This window comes from Bacillus sp. TH22 (assembly GCF_016651015.1).
In the GTDB taxonomy this organism is placed as follows: Bacteria; Bacillota; Bacilli; order Bacillales; family Bacillaceae_G; genus Bacillus_A; species Bacillus_A mycoides.
In genome coordinates, this window is record NZ_JAEKER010000001.1 from 58,208 (window position 1) to 79,287 (window position 21,080).

The window sequence follows — 21,080 nt, forward strand, 5'->3', positions numbered from 1 at the left end:
AAACAAGGGGGATTAGGTATATATGAAAAGTCTAATGAAAAAGACATTAGCTACTCTAGGTATAACAGCTTGTGCAGTAGGTGCGGTTTCTTCAGTTTCGTTTGCCTCAATCAGCTGGGATTCAAGTGCATCATGGGTGGGTTCCGGAGCTAAAGCTTCTGCATCTGCTTATACGGCGAAAACAAATGAACCTCATTATTACAAGATGACTGTAAGTGCTCGTTTTAATGATGGATCCTCAGGTTTTAGACAATTGCCTAATGCTTCAAGTTCTGATCGTGTAAATGTTAATTTTACATCAAGCGGACCAGTAAGCAGCGGTAACTCATCCCATGAATGGATAATGGTCGGCGATAGTGCGTACACATCGAAGGTCATGACAATTAAGTAAGAACTATACAAACAATAATAAAAACCGTGAAAAAAAGGACCTATACCTCTTTCACGGTTTTTAAAATTCGGAGGATATATGAATTTAGTATTAAAAGAAATAGCAGTGAACAAAAAAATATTCATTATGTTATTTATTGGGTTTGTATTAACGATATTGCCGATACTTATAGCTATATCAACTCGAGATTATTATGATGAGAAATTTTATGATAGTAAAAATGGTTATTTTAATTATTACTACTCCATTCAGCTAACTGGTATGGGAGAATTAAATTTTAAAGAATTTCAAGAGTTAGCAGAATCAGATTTTATAAACTCTAGCGTTATTACAAATGATATCCGCACTACTATTCCAGATATCGGTCAAGTGACTATCATCGGTCTTATTAATATGAACTGGTCTCCGCCATTGCTAAAAGGTTCTAACATGAAACAAGGTGAAGAGAATAATGTAATTGTGGGAAAGAAAGTTTATAAGGATTCTGCAATAGTAAAATTATTTAGTAAGGAATATACAGTTAAAGGTGTGAGTGGAGCAAATACTGGATATGAATACAATTATAAAATTTACGTATCTCTAAACGACATGCCAGATGAGGTGAAACGAAGTATACAAAATGAAAACACATTTCAAATGTTAGTTAGGTCTAAAGAAGATCCTAAAAAGGAGATAGATACTTTCATTCAGCATGTTAAGCAGAATAGAACAGATACAAATACCAAAGTGATAAATGAAAAAGAGAATTATGAGAAAGAAAAAAACTCAAGTCAAGCAGTGGAAGAACTACTAAGTTTTCCATATAGACTTCTCTTCATAGCTTTAATTAACTGCATAATTGTAAGTTATTTTTGGGTTTATACGAAGAGAAAGAATCTATCTCTAAGGAAAGCTTTGGGAGCAAGTAGTTTGAATCTGTTTATATTTATATTTAGCCAATTATTCATATGTGCAATCACTGCAGCGGCTTGTGCAATAGGTATACAATGGATTTTAAGCACTCTGAGTAAAAGTATTGTAGAATATACAAGCTATAATATTAGTTTAGATTTTTTTCATATTGTAATGAGTGTGTTTATCGCTCTTTCTATATCTTTCATCACCTCTTTAATACCATTCGTCTATGTGCTAAAAAGTGAATCTGCTAAAGCCTTAAAGGAGTAAAAAATATGATGAGAATAAAAAGCGCTTTAATAGCTTTAAAAAAGAGATTTCTATTTTCACTGCTTCTACTAATACAATTTACGTTTGGATTATCAACTATAACGAGCTCTATTAATGTATTTTATAATTTATATTATCTTAACGACAATTCCAGTTCAGTGTTAGATTTGAACAACACATACTTAATTTCTTTTGATATGGCCACAGATAGGTTAAGAAGCGATCAATTTAATAAAGAGCAAATTCAAGAGATTTATAATAAACTCCAACAAAATAAAGATGTGATTTCGTATGGTACATACGAAGAGAGGATAATAGAACTAGAATCAAGTAATAGATTACTCAAAAATAGTATGCTTGCTGATTTGAAAAATAAAACATTTCACGATGAAAGACCCACTATCAATACAATTATAGTAGATGAAAACTACTATAGATTACTTAATTTTCCTTTAAAAACTGGAAATGGTTTTTCACACCAAGATTTTCAAAAAAAAGTGAAGAGAGAATGAATGTTTTAGTTGGTTCTTACTTTAAGGAATATTTTCAGGTGGGGGATACAATTAATGATCAATATAGGATTATTGGTTTTTTACCAGAAAATAAATTCATTGTAAATAATAATTCAACGAATACATATTTGAAGTTGGATAAAGCAATGATACTGCCTATGCCGTCTGAAAGGTATGGAGAATATGAATCAATGTTTTTAAGGTTACATCAAAGCACCATATTAACTTTACGAAAAGATGCTGATATAAAAAAACTACAAGAAACGATTCAACTTAAAGGAAACGACGTTACGTTATATCTAAAAAATTTAGGGGAAGAAATAAATAAAGATGTTACTGTTAATAGCTATTCTGAAATTCCACAACTTATAGTAGGAATTCTATTTATATTATTTTCAATAGCGGGAATTGTTGTAACCACCATAGTCTCCATTTTGATGAGGAAAAGGGAATTTGGTATAAAATTGGTTCTTGGAGACAGTAAAATTGGAGTTTTTATTCAAATTGTTTTAGAAAACACTTGTGTAGGAATAGCTGGCATGGGGATGTCGCTAGCATACTTTTTATTGAGATATGGGGCTCTTCTACAAACAGCAAAAGATCTAAATGTGGCGTCTGTATTAGACTTTAAATTAAATCTACCAATATTATGCTTAGTATTCCTATTCTTACTTCTTATCATCATTGTCTCAAATTTCATTGTCTTCTTATTTATTAGAAAGCTTGAACCGAAAACATTAATAGGTGGGATGGAATAATGAGTTTAATTGTATTGAAAGACATTAAGAAGGTGTATAGCAACAAGAATCACAATACGTTCGCATTAAACGGTATAAACTTAACGATAAATAAGGGCGAAATTATAGCGATAATGGGTCGATCAGGATCGGGGAAAAGTACGCTATTAAATGTTATAGGGTTAATTGATTTGCCAAATGAGGGTGAATATACGTTAAATGAAAAAACATTAACTGAAATTAGAGCAAATAAAGTTCATAAAACAAGAAATGAAATGATTGGATTTGTTTTTCAATATTTTGCGTTGTTAAAAGAACATACTGTACTGGATAATGTAGCACTACCACTCACATATAGAAAGCTAAAGCAACGTGAAAGAGAAAATAAGGCGAAGTTCTATTTAGAAAAAGTAGGTTTAAAAGAACATACGCATAAAACACCGGACGAGCTTTCAGGTGGACAACAGCAGCGAGTCGCAATTGCTAGAGCGTTAGTAGGCGAACCAGAAATAATTTTGGCTGATGAACCGACAGGGAATTTAGATAGAAAAACAGGAGAAGAAATTATGGATCTGCTATTACAACTAAATGAAGAAGGAAGAACGATTATTATTGTAACGCATGATATTGAAGTAGCGAATCAGTGCAATAGAATAATTGAGTTAGTTGATGGGGAAGTTGTGCGGAGTTAAATGTAGAAGTAATGAGAGTTAAGGAAAAGGGGATAATGCTATTAAGTTTCAGGAATAGAGAAATTTCTTGTAATGTATGGAGGCATTTCATACAGCCAATGTTAATCAGTACAAGAACGAGTTTGCTCTTGTGCTCATTGACATCCACTGGAGATAACAAACCTGAACTCCAATGCCTGCTGTAAGCCTCATAATAAGTTTAAATTACTTTTGATTTTGTATTCACTTTTTGTTTTTTCTTTTGCATGGAAGCAAGACTAGCAAATAAAGCCATTATTACTAGCATGCCACCTATTACAGCATTCGCTTCAATACCGATACGTTCAATTGCAATACCACCAATTGTCGAGCCAAACGCCATTCCTACATGGACTGCTGAATTGTTTAGACTTTGCTGAATGTCCGATGTATGAGGTGCAGATACGATTAAATAGCTTTGAATAGCTGGTTGAAGTGCCCAGCTCAGCATACTCCAAACTATCATAACGATAAGGAAAAGTGCTGTGTTAAATGTTGTAAAAGGAAGAATGGAAATGGATATTGCAAATACAGGAATTACAGTAATGATCGTTTTCTTAGGACCTATACGATCTGACAACAATCCACCTATACCTCCGCCGATGATAGCAGCGATACCGACAATCAAATACATTACGCTTAGCCAGTTTCCATCAAGACCAAGTGTTCCTTGTAAGAAAGGAGTAAGGTAGGCATATAGTGTTAAATGGCCTCCAAAGAATAAAACAGACGTAAGTTGAATGCGTATGATTTTTTTGTTTTTTAATGTTTGTAGTTGTGCTTGAATCGATATACTTGGTTTCGGTTCCATTTTTCCTAATAATAATTGGATACATACAATTGAAATTGCAGTTAAAATGACAATAAAGACAAATGGAGCGCGCCATCCAAAGGCGTTACCGAGCATTAATCCAAAAGGAACACCTAAGACGAGAGAAGCACTAACACCCATTAATACTAAACTAATCGCACGAGCACGGTAAGCTTCTGAACTAATATTGGACGCGATTGTTAAACAAAGGGAAATTAAAAGTGCTGCGCACATTGCCGAAATGATTCTAGTAACTAAAAGTAAAGTGTAACTTGTGCTTAAGACAGTTATCATATTGGCAAACAACGCCACAGATAAAGTCAAAAGCATGAGTCGTTTTCGTTCAATCTTTGATGTTGCAGAAAGCAGCAAGGGCCCTGATACGGCAAAAGTTAAAGAAAAAACGGAGATTAACATCCCTGCTTGCCCTAAGGAAATACCGAGATCATTTGCGACTAAAGGAAGAATACCGCCGAAAATCATCTCTACTAGACCGACGACAAAAGAAACAATCGTCAGTAAATAAACACGTTTGTTCATAAAACACCTCTCTTTAATAATTTTTTAATAATGTACTTCAGTATGAAAGGTTACCATTCTATTATTTAAAGAGCAAGCTCAATCATAAAAAAGAATTTATAGTAATTTTATAAATTGAGAAATAATATCTTATTCCGAAAAAACGAATTATCCCGTAACTTTTCACAACAAAAAATCGTTTAACAAAAGAAAGGATTTTTAATCATGAATGGGGGAGAAACATGAAGATTCTAATTATAGGTGGTACACGTTTTTTAGGGAGAGCTTTCGTAGAAGAGGCTTTAAAAAGAGGGCATGAAGTTACATTATTTAATCGCGGAACGAATAAAGAGATTTTTCCTGAAGTAGAGCAGTTAATCGGTGACAGAAATGATGATATTTCAAGTTTAGAAAATCGAAAATGGGATATGGTCATAGATACGTGTGGATTTTCTCCTCATCACATTAGGAATGTAGGAGAAGTACTTAAAGATAATATAAAGCATTATACATTCATCTCAAGCCTTTCCGTATATAAAGATTGGATTCCGTATCACATAAAAGAAGATTATAAATTACTACCTGAACCACCAAGTGATAAGGTAAAAGCTGTAGAGAATGGTGAAATATCTCCTTATGAGTATTACGGTGCGCTTAAAGTATTATGTGAAAAAGAAGCAGAGAATTATTGGCCGGGGCGTGTTTTACATGTAAGAGCAGGACTTCTTTCAGGGATGTTTGATTATACAGATCGGCTTCCATACTGGATTGGGCGTGTAGTAAAGGGAGGAGAAGTGTTAGTTCCAGGAAGAAAAGAGCGTCCAGTGCAGATAGTTGATATAAAAGACGTGGCAAACTGGGGACTAAACATGGCAGAAACCAATAAAGCAGGTACATTCAATGTTACAGGTCCAAATTATGAATTGACGATGGAAGAGCTATTAAATATGTGTAAAAAGGGTACGAATAGTGATGCTGCATTCGTTTGGGTTGATGAATCGTTTATGAATGAACATAAAGTGCAGCCTTGGACAGAGATACCTTTATGGCTTCCAGAAACTTTTTCATTGGAAGGTGAAACGAAGCCGTGGAAAGGTGGGTTTTCTATAAGTATTGATAATGCTGTGAAAGAAGGGCTTACTTTTAGGAAATTAGAACATACAGTTACAGATGTATATGAGTGGATGAAGAGTGTGGACGAATGGGAATTAAAAGCAGGTATTTCAATTGAAAGAGAAAAGGAGCTGTTAGATAAGTGGAATGAAACAAAGAGAGTGTAAATAAGGATTCTATGAAAACAGGACTCTGTCTATTGGTTAAACAGAGTCCTAATATTTATCTACCATTCAATTGGTTCTTCCCCATATATTTCCCATAACTTAGGAAACATCTTTTTCAAACCGTCTTCGTCATCTTCATTCCAGTCAAACTCGATATCTATATCGTCGAATTTTTCATTAGATAAGACATGATAAAGTGTAAAGTAAGTATCATTTTCATCCCCGGTTTTTTCTGCATATACAGTGTATCCAAAGTATAATGAAAGTTCTTCAATATTTGGTACGTCATACTCACTCAAATTTTCTAATACAGGAATTAACCGTTCTGGATCTTCAATACACGCTTCGTATGTTTCTTTTCCTTGATATAATAACCACCCGCGGAAGTAATCAAAACTATCATCTGAACAACCGCCCATAATTATATAAGCAGCTGCCCATAAGTGAGGCGTATAGGAAGCTTTTAAAGTACGATGCATATGTGTATCAAAAGCTACAATTTCATGTACTGTACGTTTAGCAAGGTGAGAAGTGAGCCATTCTATTTGTTCTTCTTGGTCTTCGCCTTTCGTTTTTGCACGAGCGATTATCTCCCAAAATTCTTCTTCTGTTATCGTTTTTTCTTTTATGTAATCTTCCCATAGAATAGGGTCGGTATATCCTTTTTTTCGTTTGGAAGCGATTAGTTTGTTAGCTTCTTTTATGCATTCTTCTTCTGTTTCAAATTCTTTCGCTTTCACACTACCAGCTGTGCCAATTTTTCCGTAAAACACAACGTAGTCTCTATCTTTCACAACGATTTTCCAAAACTTATTTGATTTCTCAGTTTGCTGGATTAATAACGTTTCCATTCGTACCCCCATATTGCTTTTCTAGTATGCATTGTGATTGTAACATATGTATAAATACCTGTAATGACAAAAAGGTAAGTGTAGTTTTCGGAAAGTTCGAAAATCATTGAATGCAATAGAAAAATTTAGTAATCTTATTTGTATAGCACATACATAATAGTTTTGTAATGATTTGATATTTAAATAATATATAGGGGGCATTCAGGATGGATCTTACGTTTAAAGTAGAGGAAACATGTTTTAATTATCGAGTCGGAGCAATTTGTAAACAAGGTAGTAAAATACTTATCCTTCAAGATGAAGGTGAAGAGTATTGGTACGTACCAGGCGGAAGAGTGAAAATGCTAGAAAATAGTGAAGATGCGTTAAAACGAGAGCTTGCGGAAGAACTAGGCGTACCTATTGAAGTGAAGAGATTAATATGGTCAGTAGAAAACTTCTTTACACTTTCTGAGCGAAAGTTTCATGAGATTAGTTTTTATTATGAAGTAGAATTGCATGAATTACCTGCAAATGGGGCGGATCAATATATTCTTGAAGAAGAAGGTAGAAAATATTTATTTAAGTGGGTGCCGGTAGAAGAGTTAGATGCATATAACTTACAGCCAGCGTTTATAAAAGATAAAGTAAAGGATGTATCAGTTCATACAGAACATATCGTGTTACAAAAGTAAGCGTGTTTGGAGGGAAAAACGGTGAAGGGGACTAAAAAAGAGATACATATAGATGATAAAGTCATTCGTTACACACATATCGAAAAAGGTTCTAATACAATTTGTTTTATGTTCTCAGGTTCAGGCTACAATTATGACAAGCCGTTATTTTATTATGCAACGATGCTTATGCTTGAAAATAAAATAGATGTAGTACATATTCATTATTCCTACGATAGACAATTAATGGAAAAACCAATGGAAGAAGTAACGAAAGTAATGGTGGATGATATTAATCCTATCATTAATGAAGTGCTAAGAAATGGACAATACAACGATTCGATGTTTTTAGGAAAATCACTCGGAACAATCCCAATTGCGAATGATTTATTGAAGAGAGAAGAATTTGCACATTCAAAAATGATATTGCTTACACCATTACTAACTGTTGATTCGATTTTTGATTCGATCTTACATAGTCGTCACGAAGGGATTTTAGTAATTGGGGATAAAGATCATCAATACAATGCAGGTCAAATTGAGCAATTAGATCAATCGAATTTAAAAATCGAGGTTGTGAAGAACGCAAATCATTCTGTAAATATTGGGGAATTTGAAACGGAAAATTCAATTGAAGCTATAGCGAAAGTAATAGAAAAACTTAAAGAAGTTGTTAGGACAAATTAATTTAAGTTTCAATACAGGCAAAAAGAGGTGCAATTTGCACCTCTTTTTTATTTAATAAGCCTTCAACACATGAAGTAAATAATCTTTCCGATTTAGCGGATTAAAGTCAACACGTTTTCGAGTAGGGAAGGGAGCCGTCAGCTTTGTGAAACCAGTTGGCTTTGTTATAAAGATACCTTCTCCTTCAGTAAATGAATGGAGCATTCGTTTAAAATCCTCTGTTTTTGCAACAGGTAATGATCCTGTTAAATGGTAAGAATCATTATGCAACGTAGGCTCTGCAAAAGTTGCTGGGATAGCAGCTAGTTTATACATTGCGGTACTAATTGCGTGCTCTGGAACAGTTAATTCAAATTCATTTATTGGTTCAAATACACATGTTTTGGCTTGTTTTAAAGCATCCATTAATACGAGCGGTGTTAAATTTCTAAAGTCACTCGCTGTTGTAACAGGACTGGCATAGCCGGTATGTGTTAATGTGACGATAATGTCCGTAACTTCCCATCCAAATAAACCTTGTTTTAACGTTTGAAATACTGTATCTTCAATCGCTTTATGAAATGCTAAAGGTAGTGATCCAAGTTCAACACCTAAGTTATACGTTATGCCAGAGTTAAGCGCGCCACGTTCAACTTTGAACCCAATTGTTGCGTAAAAAGGATTCTCTTTTTCACCCATTACTTCAACGCTATTCCCTAAGTCAATTGGTTTTTCAATACATACAACTCGCGTGTTTGAAAAGGTAACTTGTAGACGGTATTTTTCATAAAGTGTTGTTTCAATAACTTCTTTTTGCACTTCACCGAAAAGGCGAATGTATAGTTCATTATGGACATTGTCTTTCCAAACCTTAATGAGAGGATCTTCTTCGCATAGCTCCATAAGTGCAGCGTATAAATCATGAATTCGTTCTTTAGGCACTGCTTCAATAGCAGCTTCCATTTGTGGTTCGGCAAAGTGAAGATCCTTTATATAATCCGTCCGCTTACCGATAATATCACCAATTTTAATATTCGTAAGTCCCCACACTTTGCAAAACTCTCCGCTTTGAACAGTAGAAGATTGAACGGCATCTCCATTATGAAACATGCACATTTTTTTAATCTTTTCCTTATGTGGTAGAGACTCTCCACGCTGTATATCAACATATTTTCTAACGTGTAAACAACCAGAAAATAGTCTTACGTAAGCAATCTTTTCGCCAGAAGATTCACGTTCAATTTTAAAAACAACACCGGATAATATTTCATCTTGTGCCGATTTAGTAGCTGGAATTAAGGCTGAAATATTTTTAAGTAATTCAGTTACTCCTATACCTGTCATTGCTGAACCAAAAAAGATAGGAAACACATTTGCTTGCTGTATTTGCTTTTCGAGTTCTTTTCTTAATAGTGCATCCGGTATTATTTCGTTATTTACATATGACTCAAGCAATGATTCGTTAAATGGTGCTAATCGTTCAATACAATCGTCATAGGATTTATATTCAATAATCCGTACTTCCTTTGTACCTTCGTTTTCTACAGAATAGAAGGGGGATGCTTCATTTGAAAGAAGCTCTTTTATTTGTTTCACAACTTTTTCAGTATTTGCGCCACTACGGTCTATTTTATTAACAAATAATATAGTAGGTATGTTTAATTTCTGTAATGTCCGCATTAAAATCTTCGTTTGTGCTTGCACACCTTCAACGGCAGATATAACTAAAATGGCACCGTCTAAAACACGGAATGATCGCTCCACTTCAGCGATAAAATCAGCATGTCCAGGTGTATCAATAACATTTACTTTTAAATCATCAATAAAGAAAGAAACGACAGATGCTTTAATCGTAATTCCGCGTTGTCTTTCTAATTCCATTGAGTCAGTTTGCGTATTGCCACTATCTACTCGGCCAACTTCTTTAATCACATTCGTTTCATAAAGAATACGTTCAGTCAAACTCGTCTTGCCAGCATCTACGTGCGCGACAATCCCTATATTTATTGTTGTCATATATAAATATCCTCATTTCATTTTCCATTTTCATTTCCTCATTTCTATTTGTGTATTGCCGCATTACAATCACTCTCCAGTCATTTAAATTATTACTATTATAATGTAATTTACATTTTTTGTAACGCGACAAAGCGCCTTAATTTGGAAAAAATAAAAAAAACAAAATGCTTGCATTCTAAATCGATATAGATTATATTAATTGACATATCAACTATTGATGCATCAAATGTTTTTTGTATTGGATGTAAAGGAGGGGTAGTTTGACAAGTTCATGCTCAAAAGAAGCAATAATTTTATATAAATTACACTTTCTAAACAAAGAAGTAAGTTCAAAATTTGAAGGGTGTACGGGTATGAGTCAGTCTAGATTAGAGCTCATACTTCAGTTATATGAAGTAGATGAAATTAGTCAAAAAGCACTTCAGCAAGAAGTGAATATTGATAATGCCGCGATTACGAGGCATTTAAAACAGCTGGAAGCAAACGGAATGATTACAAGACGTAAAAATCCAGATGATAACAGAATTACGTTAGTTTCTCTTACAGAAGAGGGACGAAATAAAATTCAAGTGTATCAAGAGGAAAAAGAGCGCTTCGCTACTTCAGCATTTAAAGGATTAAGTGAAGAAGAACGCGACAATCTTTTAACGATGTTAGACCGCATTCAAGAAAATATAAAAGAACTTTAAAAAAGGGAGAATACAACTATGACTAACTCAGTAAAAACAAATGATTTTAACGAAATTTTAACAGGACGCCGTTCAATCCGTAAGTACGATTCTTCAGTGAAAATTAGCAAAGAAGAAATGACTGAAATTCTTACAGAAGCAACACTTGCACCATCTTCAGTAAACATGCAACCATGGAGATTCCTTGTTATTGAAAGTGACGAAGCAAAAGCAACACTTGCGCCACTAGCGAAATTCAATCAATCTCAAGTAGAAACATCTTCAGCGATGATTGCTGTATTTGGTGACTTAAACAACTTTGATAACGCAGAAGAAATTTACGGTACAGCAGTAGAGCGCGGACTTATGCCAGCTGAAGTAAAAGAAGATCAAATGAAAAAACTTTCAGGTTACTTCTCAATGGTTACACCAGAAGTAATGAAAGATACTGTACTAATTGACGGTGGTCTTGTAGCGATGCAATTTATGTTAGCAGCACGTGCTCACGGCTATGATACTTGCCCAATTGGTGGATTTGAAAAAGACCAAATCGCAGAAGCTTTCGGATTAGACAAAGAGCGTCACGTACCAGTTATGTTAATTTCAATCGGAAAAGCTGCTGACAGTGGTTATCCATCAGTACGTCTTCCAATTGAAAAAGTTGCTGAGTGGAAGTAATTTTATAACAAAACAGAAATAAGTGAGATATGAGAGGGGAAACACCATGATTATTATTCACGCAATATTTCAAGTAGATCCAGCAAAACAACAATCATTTTTAGAAGAAATTCAGCCACTACTTCATGGTTCAAGAGAAGAAAGTGGAAATGTATCTTACGATTTATATAAAGATACTGAAAAAGAAAGTGTTTATACGATGGTAGAAGTATGGAAAGATGAAGCAGCAGTTGCGAGTCATAATACGAGTGAACACTTCACATCTTTCGTTAGTAAAGCATCACAGTTTTTAACTGCTCCGCTTGATATAAAGGTTTATAGCGGTGAACTAGTAAAATAATATGGTTATAGAAGATGACTTTGGCGTATGCTGAGGTCATCTTTTTTATTTACTTATATTTAATTGCATGTTAATGTATACTTAATTTTTTAATATCTCTACCAATGGAAAAAGAATATACAAGCTATATGGAACTCTTTGTAGAGTATTGCTTCTTTAATTGTTCATGAGTATATCTTTGTTTTATTAATATAGAATGAAAAAAGGATACGTTAGAGCTAAACGATTAATGGGTAGCATGTTAATAAAAAATTACATGAGTTTAGTAAAAACTTATAATTTATTTTTAAGGGTGTGAAAATATAATGAAACCGGTATTGAAAAGCATACTTATTTCCTTTACTTTTTCTGCAGTAGGGATGTGTCGGTTGCTGTTCATGTTATTTAGAGGAGGCGGAGACTGGTTATTGTCTTGGGTAGGTGTATTAATGGCATATTTATCTTTATACACTTTAATAGATTTATATTGTAAAAATACATACGAAAAAACATTAAATATAGTGCTTATAAAATCAACAGTTACTACCTTTAGTTTTGGAGTATTAGGAATCATATTTGGTATAATACACGAGCTATTAACACCATGGAGTCTCAGTTTAATGGTTTGGTATTGGTTGCTAACTCTACTTTTATTTTTAACGACCATAATATTATTAGTTATTTTAATATTTGTAAATCGTAAAGATCAAAATTTCCCCGGGGTATATAGATTACTTATACTTCTAAATTTACTTCTTACGTTAGGACCAGTATTGTGGCCACTATTTCTTACTATTATTGGAAATGGTATGAATGCTAGTGCAGGGTGGTAAAAGTGAATGAAATGAAAAGTTGATATAGGGTTTTAAGTATGTAAGAGAACGTGTTTTGATAAATTGAAAACACGTTCTTTTTTATTGTTAATCTTAATATAAACTCCTTAAATTTATAAGATAATTCGATTGGGAAAAAGATATGTTACTGGAACAAACATATATGTACCTTTGAAACGAACACAATTAATGAATCATCTTAAAAATAATAAAGACGAGGTGAAATGAAAATAAGGGCAGTTAAGTGGCTGTCCTTATTTTATATGCCCTTTTTATTTTCATGCATAGCTCTTTCTCAGTTTATCGTATCAAAATTTGAACGTAAGTATTTCGTAAGAAATGGATAAGAAAAAGAGAGTTTTATCATATAGGATTAAAGTATAACTTGAATTAATCCGATATTAATAGAGAAGAGGGAGCCTTATGAAAAAATGTAATTCAATTAAGTTAGCAAGTTTAGCAAGTTTAGCAATTTTATTAGCGGGTACTACTCTATTCACACCAGGTTTTACTGTGAAAGCAGAGTCTGTTCAAAATTTATCTAGTCCGTCACAATCACATGATCAAAAGAATCGGAATGGTTGGAAACAAGTAATGCAGGAAACAGTACAGCTTGGAACCCCAGGAATATTAGCGAAGACGTCTAACAATGGAAAGATTAGTAGTTATACTGCTGGCGTCGCGGATTTAAATACAAAGAAAACAATGAAATCGGATTATCGTTTTCGGATTGGGAGTGTGACGAAGACTTTTACCGCTACGACTGTTCTTCAATTAGTAGGAGAAAATCGCGTGCAACTTGACGATCCAATTGAAAAGTGGCTACCGGGTCTCATTCAAGGTAATGGGTATGATGGCAATCAAATTACGATACGTCAACTTTTGAATCATACGAGTGGTATAGCTGAATACTTAAAGTCAAAAGATGCTGACATAATGAATTCGAGAAAAACGTTTACAGCAGAAGAAATAGTGAAAATAGGACTTTCTCTACCTCCAGATTTTTCACCAGGTAAGGGATGGCTGTATTCAAACACAGGATACGTAATATTGGGAATGCTTATTGAAAAAATAACTGGAAATAGTTATGCGGAAGAAATTGAAAAGCGAATTATTGAACCTTTGGATCTGTCAAATACGTTTTTACCAGGGAATTCACCCGTTATTCCAGGAAAGGATCATGCTCGTGGGTATATGAAAATAGACGAAACAAGTGAATTGAAAGACATGACTTATTATAATCCGAGTTTAGCTAATTCAGCTGGAGATATGATTTCTAATGCGGACGATTTAAACAAATTCTTTTCATTTTTACTTGGTGGTAAGTTACTGAAAGAACGTGAGCTAAAAGAAATGCTTACTACAGTTCCTATAGAAGGAAAAGGTGTTGGTGATGGATATGGCCTTGGGATCTATGAGACGAAACTTTCAAACGGTGTTTCAATTTGGGGTCACGGAGGGGCAATTCCTGGATTTACAACTTTTGTTGGCGGAGTAATGGGAGGCAAACATACATTGGCTATTAGTATTAACTCTTTAGGTGCGATTGATATTAATACGCAGTTTAATAAAATGATGCAAATTGAATTTAAGAAATAGATGAAAAGAAAGCGAATGAGATACTGCTTTAAAGGACAGTATTAGCATTCATGGTATGGCAGCAATCAAGTATATGTAGAACATAAATACGGATACAAGTGTAATCCAATCTTATAGTCTAGTATAAAAAAGATGTCAGTTGCATGATATCTTTTTTATTTTGGATCAAAGAGATATATTATGAATTTTGAAAATTGTTATTTTTGTAATTATTCCATATAATAAAGGGTATAGGGGATATACAGGGGAGTTATGAATGGATAATACTTTAGTTAGTTAATTATTTTTGTTTTAATAAATAAAAGTAAATTGATGTGGAGTGAAATACATTGGGACAAAATCAGTTTAGATGGAGTAACACACAATTACGAGAACATGTTGAAGTAATAGATGGCACAAGAAGCCCGCACATTTTATTCAAGAATGCAACATATTTAAATTCCTATATGCGCAAGTGGGTGCAAGCAAATATTTGGATCTATGATGACCGCATTATATATGTAGGAGAAAAACTACCAGAGCAACTACACGAATGTGAAGTGATTGATTGTGATGGAAAGTATGTAGTTCCTAGTTACATTGAACCGCATGCACATCCATATCAATTGTATAATCCAGAAACTTTAGCGACTCATGCGATGCAGTTTGGGACAACAACTTTTATTAATGATAATTTAACTTTATTTTTTACCTTACAACGTGAAGAAGCATTTCGTTTATTAGATGAATTTGAAAAGATTCCGGCAAGTATGTATTGGTGGTGTCGTTTTGATGGACAGACTGAACTACAAAATGGGGAATCTTTATTTAATAGTGAAGAAATAATGGAGTGGCTGAAGCATGAAGATGTTCTTCAGGGCGGCGAGTTAACAGCATGGCCAAAACTATTAAATGGCGATGATGAGATGTTAAATTGGGTACAGGAAACAAAGCACTTACAGAAAAAAGTAGAAGGTCATTTTCCCGGTGCGTCTGAATCAACGTTAGCGAAGTTAAAGTTACTAGGTACTGATTGCGATCATGAAGCGATGACAGGGCAGGAAGCTTTCGCTCGTCTTATGCAAGGTTACACGGTTTCTCTTAGGAATTCTTCCATACGTCCAGATTTAGAAGTTTTACTGAAAGAATTGCTGGAATTAGGTGTCAAGCAATTTGATAGATTCATGTTCACAACAGATGGTTCACATCCGTCATTTTATGAAAACGGAATGACGAATAGGATGATAGAAATCGCGATAAAGCAAGGAATACCAGTAATTGATGCCTATAATATGGCAAGCTATAACATTGCTTGTTATTATAATATGGAGCATTTACACGGCGCGATCGCGACAGGAAGAATTGCAAATATTAATATTTTGGAAAGTAAAGAAAATCCGATTCCAATAAGTGTAATTGCAAAGGGGAAATGGATGAAGCGTGACGGAATAAACAAAAATGCATCATTACATATAGACTGGAGTAAATTCAAAGTAACTCCATTATCATTAGACTGGTCTTTAAAGAAAGAAGATATGATTTTTTCTGAAACAACAGGTATAAAATTATTAAATGATGTTATTTCAAAACCATATGTAACTGAAATCGACTTAAACGGTGAAGAACTTTCTATTGAGCATGATGAATGTTTCCTTATGATGATTGCTCGTGACGGGACGTGGCGAGTGAATACAGTTGTGAAAGGTTTTGCGAATGGATTAGGAGGTCTTGCTAGCTCTTATTCCGGTACAGGTGACATCATTCTTATTGGAAAAAGGAAAGAAGATATGCTTACAGCTTTTCATAGAGTAAAAGAGCTTGGCGGGGGAATGGTAATAGCTGAAAGAAATGAAGTGTTACACGAAATTGCATTACCATTGCTCGGGATTATGTCTAATTTGAAAATGAGTGAATTAATACAGAAAGAGAAAAAAATGGTGGAATTACTGCAAGAGCGAGGTTATTCTTTTAACGATCCAGACTTTCACAATACTATTCTTTTCAGCGACTCATCTACCTTTCATTAGAGTGACACCAGTTGGTTTATATGATGTGAAAAGTGGTAAGGTACTTGCTACGTCGATTAAATGTTAAATATAAATCCCCTATAAAAATCAATTTTATAGGGGATTTATTATTTACAGCATAAGAATAGAATTACCTCAAAAACAAATAATATAGTATCTAAATCATTTGAGGTGATACTTAAATATGAAAAAACTATTGTATGTTTTAAGTGTATTTATTTTGTGCGTATCTATACAGCATGTGGTACATTCTCAGTCAAATGCACCAAGGTTATCTTCAGATTGTCTGGAAGAAAGTAAAATTCGTGATGAAAAGTATGTGAAAAACATTATGAATGACATTATATCTACATTTGATTTAAAGATTGATGAAAATAGTTTTTGGGAAATTAGTAAAAGAGACCTAGAGGCTGCGCATTTGATGTATGGCGGAAGGGAAAATGATTCTTATTATAATTCGCTAACTAAAGTTTATGATAGTGGTGGATATAGGGGAGAGCCTAGATTATTTGTGAAGGCGCAAGAAGCATTTTTACTTTATAAAGAAATAGACGATACTAATGTAATGAAACGCCTAAACCTTGAAAAAGGGGAATGGATTGTTACCGAAACGAAAAAGAAGCAAGGGAAAATCGTGGAATACAAGCCGTTACAATGTGAAAAGGATTATCTGGAAAAGAGAAATGAATATCATAATATAAAATGATGTAATGAAAATCTTGAAGGGAATAGTTTTTGTTAATAAATGATAAAAAGCAAGCAATCATATTAGTTTTGTAAATATGGTTGCTTGTCTTTGTTTTAAACAGAATTTCAAAGTTTAATTAACTGAATTTTCTAAAATATATTTATCAAATATTATATAAGTCGCTTAGTATTAGGTTGAGATAAAATATAGTTATTATACAAGAAAGAGGGGGAAGAGTGTGATGACAAATACAAATGAGGAAATCATGTACGTGCACTTTTTTCAGAGGCTGAAGCACACTTTAAGTTGGGAGAAACTCTGCGTGCAGAAGAGCTTATTAATCGCGGAATAAATGTCAGTAAGGAAATTGATAATAAAGAATACCTCCATAGATTTTTAATCCTTGAACAAATGAATAAATTATCAAATACAAATGAACTAGAGAAGGTTGTAATTGAAGGTATTCAATATTTTGAACAGAATAATCTATTAGATGCTGTTTATGAATATACTGAAAAACTTGCAATAAGATTTCATGAAGAAAATAATTATCGAAAAGCTAGTGAATATTTTTATCAAAGTACAGTGTCACAAAAAAAATCAATGGAAAAAGGGGCATTAAAATGATAAAAAAAGTCAAAATATTTTTAATGGGCATTGTATTTATTGGAACAGTCGCTTTTGGTGGGTCCCAATTTATTCAATATGCAAATCGAGGAGATACACCTGCACCGGTAATTCCGACATACACAAAATCTTCACATGATAGCCTGAATTTATCATAGAAATCACAAATAAGTTCGCCATAAAAAACGTCATTTTCATCATTGAAAATGACGTTTTTTTTATTATTAAAGCCTTTGCATCGTACTCTCAATCCTCTTTGCTAAATCAGCTGACACTTCATGGAAATACCCTAAAACTACCTTTCTTATATCATTGGAGATAACTTTCAAATCACTAGCTAAGTTTTCGGCAAGATGTTCTTTTTCAATTTGTGATAACTTCGCATAATATTCACCAGGCTGCCCAAAGTCGTCTTTCTTAGTTATAGAAGCTCTTTCAAGTTTTCCTTCAACGTATCTTCCGTCACCGCTAGTTGCTTGATTAGCAGGTGTCCAATCTTGCTGTTGGTTGATCGCTAATTTACGAAATTCGGGTCCAATTCTTCTTCTTTGAGAATCACTATAAATGTTAGCACGACCTTGTAGCATTTTATCATCTGATAGTTCTGCACCGTCTAGTAAATTAGAAGGGGAGAAAGCGACTTTTTCTACTTGTTCTTTATAGTTTTCAGGATTTTTATTTAATACCATTTTGCCTACTGGTATAAGAGGATACTCCTTTTCATCCCATACTTTTGTATCATCTAAAGGGTCATAAGAAAGGTGTGTTTCATCTTTAGGATCCATGAGCTGGACATATAAACCATATTCCACTGCTTTACCAGCCTCAATTGCATCGTATAAATCTTTCCCGCTATAATCAGGGTTTTCGGCAGCTAGTTTATTTGCTTCCTCACTAGTAATGAATTGCACACCTTCAAATGGATACCAATGATACTTTACATACTTTCGATAACCTTGAGCATTTCTCCAAACATATGTATTTACACTATGTCCTGGGATGTGGCGAAGACTTTTTGCCGTACCAGCATCAGAGTATAAACGGACAACAAAGTGAATGGATTCGGGTGCTCTAGCAACAAAATCCCAAAATCTATCAGGGTCTATTAAGTTATTTTTAGGTGAAGGCAATAACGCATTAATAGTTTCAGGGAAACGCATCGGATCACGAACAGAAAAGACAGGAAGGTGATTACATAAAAGATCAAATACGCCTTCTTTTGTATAAAATTTTGTAGCAAAACCTCGTACATTTCTAGAAGTATCAGGTGTTCCTTTCGTACTAACAGCTAATGAAAATCGAACCATAACAGGAATTTTCTCATTAGAATTTTGTAAAAAGCTTAGTTTTGTATGTTCAGACATCGGATATATCGTTTGAAAATAACCGAATGCACCAAATCCTTTTGCATGAACAGGTCTTTCTAAAATTTTTTCGTGAATAAATTCTTGTAACGCCTCGTGCAGTACATTATCTTGCTTTAAAATAGGTCCACGTGAACCAACTGTTTGAGAGTGAAGTTTAGCTTGTTCATTACGTTCTCCATTTTCATTAAAGCCTTTTCCTAGTAAAGATTGTCTCTGTTTATCATAGTTTTCATCCATCGATATAGCCTCCAAATCTTTTTTTCCATTGTTACTAAATATGATTTTATAGCCTTGATTATGTATGACACGCAAAGTTCAAAATAGTAACAGACCGCTAGATGAAAAAAACGTGTATGTAGTGGACCTGTTGAAATAGAAGAAATTATGGAAAAATGAATATCGGGAAGAAAATTACTATTAAAATTACAATCTTAAAAATGAATTTATACATGACTTTATAGAGAATGAACATAAATAAACAGGGAAAATAACTAGGAGGAATTTAAAATGTCGGATTGGTTTCAATTAGATAAAGAATATATGATGCCTACGTATTGTCGTACGAAGGTTGCAATAGAAAGAGGAGAAGGGTGCAAGCTTTATGATGTGGATGGTAAAGAGTATGTAGACTTATTTTCTGGTGTCGGAGTGAACGTATTAGGGTATAATCACCTGAAAATCGTGCAAACGACAATGGAACAAGTTACGAAATCTCTGCATCTCCCATTTCATTTTTTAAACCCAGTTGCGATTGAGTATGCAAAGAAATTAGTTGATTGCTCTTTAAAAAATGGAAAAGTCTTTTTTACAAACTCTGGTACGGAAGCGACAGAAACAACGTTGAAATTAATTGATAAATATAGAGCGAATACGCATGAGGAACGTGAAGGAATCGTAGTGCTGAAGAATAGCTTCCACGGGCGTACGTTAGGGGCACTTCATTTTACGAGACAAGAAAGTGTATATCAAAATTTCCCTAAAACATCGATTCCTGTATATGAAGTAGAGCGCGAGAATATAGAGCAATTAGAAGAAACAATTGTTAAAGAAAATCCAATTGCGATTATGCTAGAGCCTGTATTAGGTAGCGGGGGGATATACCCTTTATCGGGTGAATATTTACATGGTGTTCAAAACTTATGTGATAAATATAATGTCATTCTTATCGTTGATGAAGTTCAAAGTGGTATGGGGAGAACTGGTAAACTATTTGCTTATCAAAATTTCAATATTACACCGGATATTATTCAAATTGGTAAGGGAGCAGGAGGCGGGATACCGCTTGGCGGAATTATTGTAGGTGAAAAGTTATGTGATGTATTTGCACCAGGAGATCACGGCACAACGTTTGCTCATTCTTCAATGGGAACGGCTTTAGGGTTAACGGTTTTAAATACATTGATTGACGATGGTTTAATGCAAGAAGCGTATGAAACATCACACTATCTAAATGATAAATTGCAAGAAATTCAGAAAGAAAATTCTTATTATATTCAGGAAGTACGTCATGCTGGAATGATGTTTGGAATTAGTTTGAATGATAAGAATGAAAATGTTAAGAAATTACAGGTGGAGCTAATGGAGAAAGGAATGTTAGTTGATGTTACACAAGGGAACATCATCCGTTTACTTCCTCCATATATAATTACTAAAGAAGAAATTGATGCATTTATTTATGAGTTTATCTCCTGTATTCATAGCTTATCAGCTATAGCGAGTGTTTAAAAAACTTTATAAAAAAGCACCTTATTTTTAATTCAAATAGGAAGAAAATAGGGGTGGAAAAAATAAATTTAGATATTAAAATAAAAAGCTGAAAAAGGTACTCGTATAGCGCCTTCTTCAGCTTTTTAAAATAGTAAATTACTTAATCTAGGAAGCATCTCGTTGGACAAATAATTAATTATGTGAAACAATAATAACAGATAAGGAGACGTTGCTTTTCCTTAAGTGCTTCGTATTGAATTTATTCTAGTAAGAGA

Annotated in this window: 19 protein-coding genes and 2 pseudogenes; 17 read left to right on the forward strand and 4 right to left on the reverse strand. The window is 33.8% G+C overall.

Going from position 1 to position 21,080, the window contains the following annotated elements; translation table 11 throughout:
* The first annotated feature begins 22 nt into the window (after positions 1–22).
* The 4 genes and pseudogenes from JFU18_RS00325 (at position 23) to JFU18_RS00340 (ending at position 3,496) form a co-directional block, all read left to right on the forward strand.
* The gene (locus JFU18_RS00325) at positions 23–391 is read left to right on the forward strand and encodes a hypothetical protein (RefSeq protein ID WP_061674853.1); all 369 of its coding nucleotides are present in this window, start codon (positions 23–25) and stop codon (positions 389–391) included.
* A gap of 78 nt (positions 392–469) precedes the next feature.
* Positions 470–1,555: an FtsX-like permease family protein gene (locus tag JFU18_RS00330; RefSeq protein WP_061674854.1), complete on the forward strand. Its 1,086-nt coding sequence runs from the start codon at positions 470–472 to the stop codon at positions 1,553–1,555.
* A 5-nt stretch (positions 1,556–1,560) separates the two neighbouring features.
* Positions 1,561–2,825, forward strand: a pseudogene (locus JFU18_RS00335) (ABC transporter permease).
* The gene (locus JFU18_RS00340) at positions 2,825–3,496 is read left to right on the forward strand and encodes an ABC transporter ATP-binding protein (protein ID WP_201033995.1); all 672 of its coding nucleotides are present in this window, start codon (positions 2,825–2,827) and stop codon (positions 3,494–3,496) included. Before JFU18_RS00335 ends, JFU18_RS00340 begins: the two are co-directional and overlap by 1 nt.
* A gap of 199 nt (positions 3,497–3,695) precedes the next feature.
* Here JFU18_RS00340 and JFU18_RS00345 read toward each other — a convergent pair whose 3' ends face one another.
* Complete coding sequence (locus tag JFU18_RS00345; protein WP_201033994.1) at positions 3,696–4,865, reverse strand: MFS transporter; 1,170 nt, start codon at positions 4,863–4,865, stop codon at positions 3,696–3,698.
* A gap of 221 nt (positions 4,866–5,086) precedes the next feature.
* On the opposite strand from JFU18_RS00345, the gene JFU18_RS00350 reads away from it, so the two are divergent.
* Entirely contained in the window at positions 5,087–6,124 is a 1,038-nt protein-coding gene (locus JFU18_RS00350) for an SDR family oxidoreductase (RefSeq protein WP_201033993.1), read from the forward strand.
* Between the two features lie 59 nt (positions 6,125–6,183).
* On the opposite strand, the gene JFU18_RS00355 is transcribed toward JFU18_RS00350, so the two are convergent.
* Positions 6,184–6,975 carry a DUF4240 domain-containing protein gene (locus JFU18_RS00355; protein ID WP_201031304.1) on the reverse strand — a complete coding sequence of 264 codons (792 nt, stop codon included), beginning with the start codon at positions 6,973–6,975 and terminating at the stop codon, positions 6,184–6,186.
* A 206-nt stretch (positions 6,976–7,181) separates the two neighbouring features.
* Between JFU18_RS00355 and JFU18_RS00360 the strand changes: the two genes are divergently transcribed.
* Both JFU18_RS00360 and JFU18_RS00365 read left to right on the forward strand, forming a co-directional pair.
* On the forward strand, positions 7,182–7,649 hold the full coding sequence (locus tag JFU18_RS00360; protein WP_061674859.1) for an NUDIX hydrolase: 468 nt from the start codon (positions 7,182–7,184) through the stop codon (positions 7,647–7,649).
* Positions 7,650–7,670: 21 nt separating this feature from the next.
* Positions 7,671–8,315: an alpha/beta hydrolase gene (locus JFU18_RS00365; RefSeq protein WP_201033992.1), complete on the forward strand. Its 645-nt coding sequence runs from the start codon at positions 7,671–7,673 to the stop codon at positions 8,313–8,315.
* A gap of 51 nt (positions 8,316–8,366) precedes the next feature.
* On the opposite strand, the gene tet is transcribed toward JFU18_RS00365, so the two are convergent.
* On the reverse strand, positions 8,367–10,310 hold the full coding sequence (gene tet, locus JFU18_RS00370) for a tetracycline resistance ribosomal protection protein (RefSeq protein ID WP_201033991.1): 1,944 nt from the start codon (positions 10,308–10,310) through the stop codon (positions 8,367–8,369).
* A 263-nt stretch (positions 10,311–10,573) separates the two neighbouring features.
* Between tet and JFU18_RS00375 the strand changes: the two genes are divergently transcribed.
* The 9 genes and pseudogenes from JFU18_RS00375 (at position 10,574) to JFU18_RS00415 (ending at position 17,889) form a co-directional block, all read left to right on the forward strand.
* The gene (locus JFU18_RS00375; protein WP_000204168.1) at positions 10,574–11,002 is read left to right on the forward strand and encodes a MarR family winged helix-turn-helix transcriptional regulator; all 429 of its coding nucleotides are present in this window, start codon (positions 10,574–10,576) and stop codon (positions 11,000–11,002) included.
* A gap of 18 nt (positions 11,003–11,020) precedes the next feature.
* Entirely contained in the window at positions 11,021–11,659 is a 639-nt protein-coding gene (locus tag JFU18_RS00380) for a nitroreductase family protein (RefSeq protein WP_088292137.1), read from the forward strand.
* 46 nt (positions 11,660–11,705) lie between these two features.
* Positions 11,706–11,999, forward strand: coding sequence for a putative quinol monooxygenase (locus JFU18_RS00385; RefSeq protein WP_000583822.1), 294 nt, complete (start codon positions 11,706–11,708; stop codon positions 11,997–11,999).
* 305 nt (positions 12,000–12,304) lie between these two features.
* On the forward strand, positions 12,305–12,811 hold the full coding sequence (locus tag JFU18_RS00390; protein WP_201050184.1) for a DUF3902 family protein: 507 nt from the start codon (positions 12,305–12,307) through the stop codon (positions 12,809–12,811).
* Between the two features lie 423 nt (positions 12,812–13,234).
* Positions 13,235–14,410 (forward strand): serine hydrolase domain-containing protein, encoded by a 1,176-nt coding sequence (locus JFU18_RS00395; RefSeq protein ID WP_201033990.1) that lies wholly within the window; start codon positions 13,235–13,237, stop codon positions 14,408–14,410.
* 329 nt (positions 14,411–14,739) lie between these two features.
* Positions 14,740–16,483: pseudogene (locus JFU18_RS00400) on the forward strand (adenine deaminase C-terminal domain-containing protein).
* A 117-nt stretch (positions 16,484–16,600) separates the two neighbouring features.
* The gene (locus tag JFU18_RS00405; protein WP_085311770.1) at positions 16,601–17,122 is read left to right on the forward strand and encodes a hypothetical protein; all 522 of its coding nucleotides are present in this window, start codon (positions 16,601–16,603) and stop codon (positions 17,120–17,122) included.
* A gap of 288 nt (positions 17,123–17,410) precedes the next feature.
* Positions 17,411–17,731, forward strand: coding sequence for a hypothetical protein (locus tag JFU18_RS00410; RefSeq protein ID WP_002137020.1), 321 nt, complete (start codon positions 17,411–17,413; stop codon positions 17,729–17,731).
* Complete coding sequence (locus JFU18_RS00415; RefSeq protein ID WP_176126993.1) at positions 17,728–17,889, forward strand: hypothetical protein; 162 nt, start codon at positions 17,728–17,730, stop codon at positions 17,887–17,889. Before JFU18_RS00410 ends, JFU18_RS00415 begins: the two co-directional genes overlap by 4 nt.
* 66 nt (positions 17,890–17,955) lie before the next feature.
* On the opposite strand, the gene JFU18_RS00420 is transcribed toward JFU18_RS00415, so the two are convergent.
* Complete coding sequence (locus tag JFU18_RS00420; protein ID WP_201033988.1) at positions 17,956–19,335, reverse strand: catalase; 1,380 nt, start codon at positions 19,333–19,335, stop codon at positions 17,956–17,958.
* A gap of 270 nt (positions 19,336–19,605) precedes the next feature.
* On the opposite strand from JFU18_RS00420, the gene JFU18_RS00425 reads away from it, so the two are divergent.
* Entirely contained in the window at positions 19,606–20,823 is a 1,218-nt protein-coding gene (locus JFU18_RS00425; RefSeq protein ID WP_137057706.1) for an aspartate aminotransferase family protein, read from the forward strand.
* Positions 20,824–21,080: the final 257 nt, after the last annotated feature.

Excerpts from the sequence above, each read along its gene's own strand:
- JFU18_RS00380 (WP_088292137.1), top strand. The coding sequence starts at position 11,021 with ATGACTAACTCAGTAAAAACAAATGATTTTAACGAAATTTTAACAGGA.
- JFU18_RS00360 (WP_061674859.1), top strand. The coding sequence starts at position 7,182 with ATGGATCTTACGTTTAAAGTAGAGGAAACATGTTTTAATTATCGAGTC.
- tet (WP_201033991.1), bottom strand. The coding sequence starts at position 10,310 with ATGACAACAATAAATATAGGGATTGTCGCGCACGTAGATGCTGGCAAG.
- JFU18_RS00350 (WP_201033993.1), top strand. The coding sequence starts at position 5,087 with ATGAAGATTCTAATTATAGGTGGTACACGTTTTTTAGGGAGAGCTTTC.
- JFU18_RS00385 (WP_000583822.1), top strand. The coding sequence starts at position 11,706 with ATGATTATTATTCACGCAATATTTCAAGTAGATCCAGCAAAACAACAA.
- JFU18_RS00390 (WP_201050184.1), top strand. The coding sequence starts at position 12,305 with ATGAAACCGGTATTGAAAAGCATACTTATTTCCTTTACTTTTTCTGCA.
- JFU18_RS00340 (WP_201033995.1), top strand. The coding sequence starts at position 2,825 with ATGAGTTTAATTGTATTGAAAGACATTAAGAAGGTGTATAGCAACAAG.
- JFU18_RS00425 (WP_137057706.1), top strand. The coding sequence starts at position 19,606 with ATGTCGGATTGGTTTCAATTAGATAAAGAATATATGATGCCTACGTAT.
- JFU18_RS00345 (WP_201033994.1), bottom strand. The coding sequence starts at position 4,865 with ATGAACAAACGTGTTTATTTACTGACGATTGTTTCTTTTGTCGTCGGT.
- JFU18_RS00355 (WP_201031304.1), bottom strand. The coding sequence starts at position 6,975 with ATGGAAACGTTATTAATCCAGCAAACTGAGAAATCAAATAAGTTTTGG.
- JFU18_RS00415 (WP_176126993.1), top strand. The coding sequence starts at position 17,728 with ATGATAAAAAAAGTCAAAATATTTTTAATGGGCATTGTATTTATTGGA.
- JFU18_RS00330 (WP_061674854.1), top strand. The coding sequence starts at position 470 with ATGAATTTAGTATTAAAAGAAATAGCAGTGAACAAAAAAATATTCATT.
- JFU18_RS00420 (WP_201033988.1), bottom strand. The coding sequence starts at position 19,335 with ATGGATGAAAACTATGATAAACAGAGACAATCTTTACTAGGAAAAGGC.
- JFU18_RS00395 (WP_201033990.1), top strand. The coding sequence starts at position 13,235 with ATGAAAAAATGTAATTCAATTAAGTTAGCAAGTTTAGCAAGTTTAGCA.
- JFU18_RS00325 (WP_061674853.1), top strand. The coding sequence starts at position 23 with ATGAAAAGTCTAATGAAAAAGACATTAGCTACTCTAGGTATAACAGCT.
- JFU18_RS00405 (WP_085311770.1), top strand. The coding sequence starts at position 16,601 with ATGAAAAAACTATTGTATGTTTTAAGTGTATTTATTTTGTGCGTATCT.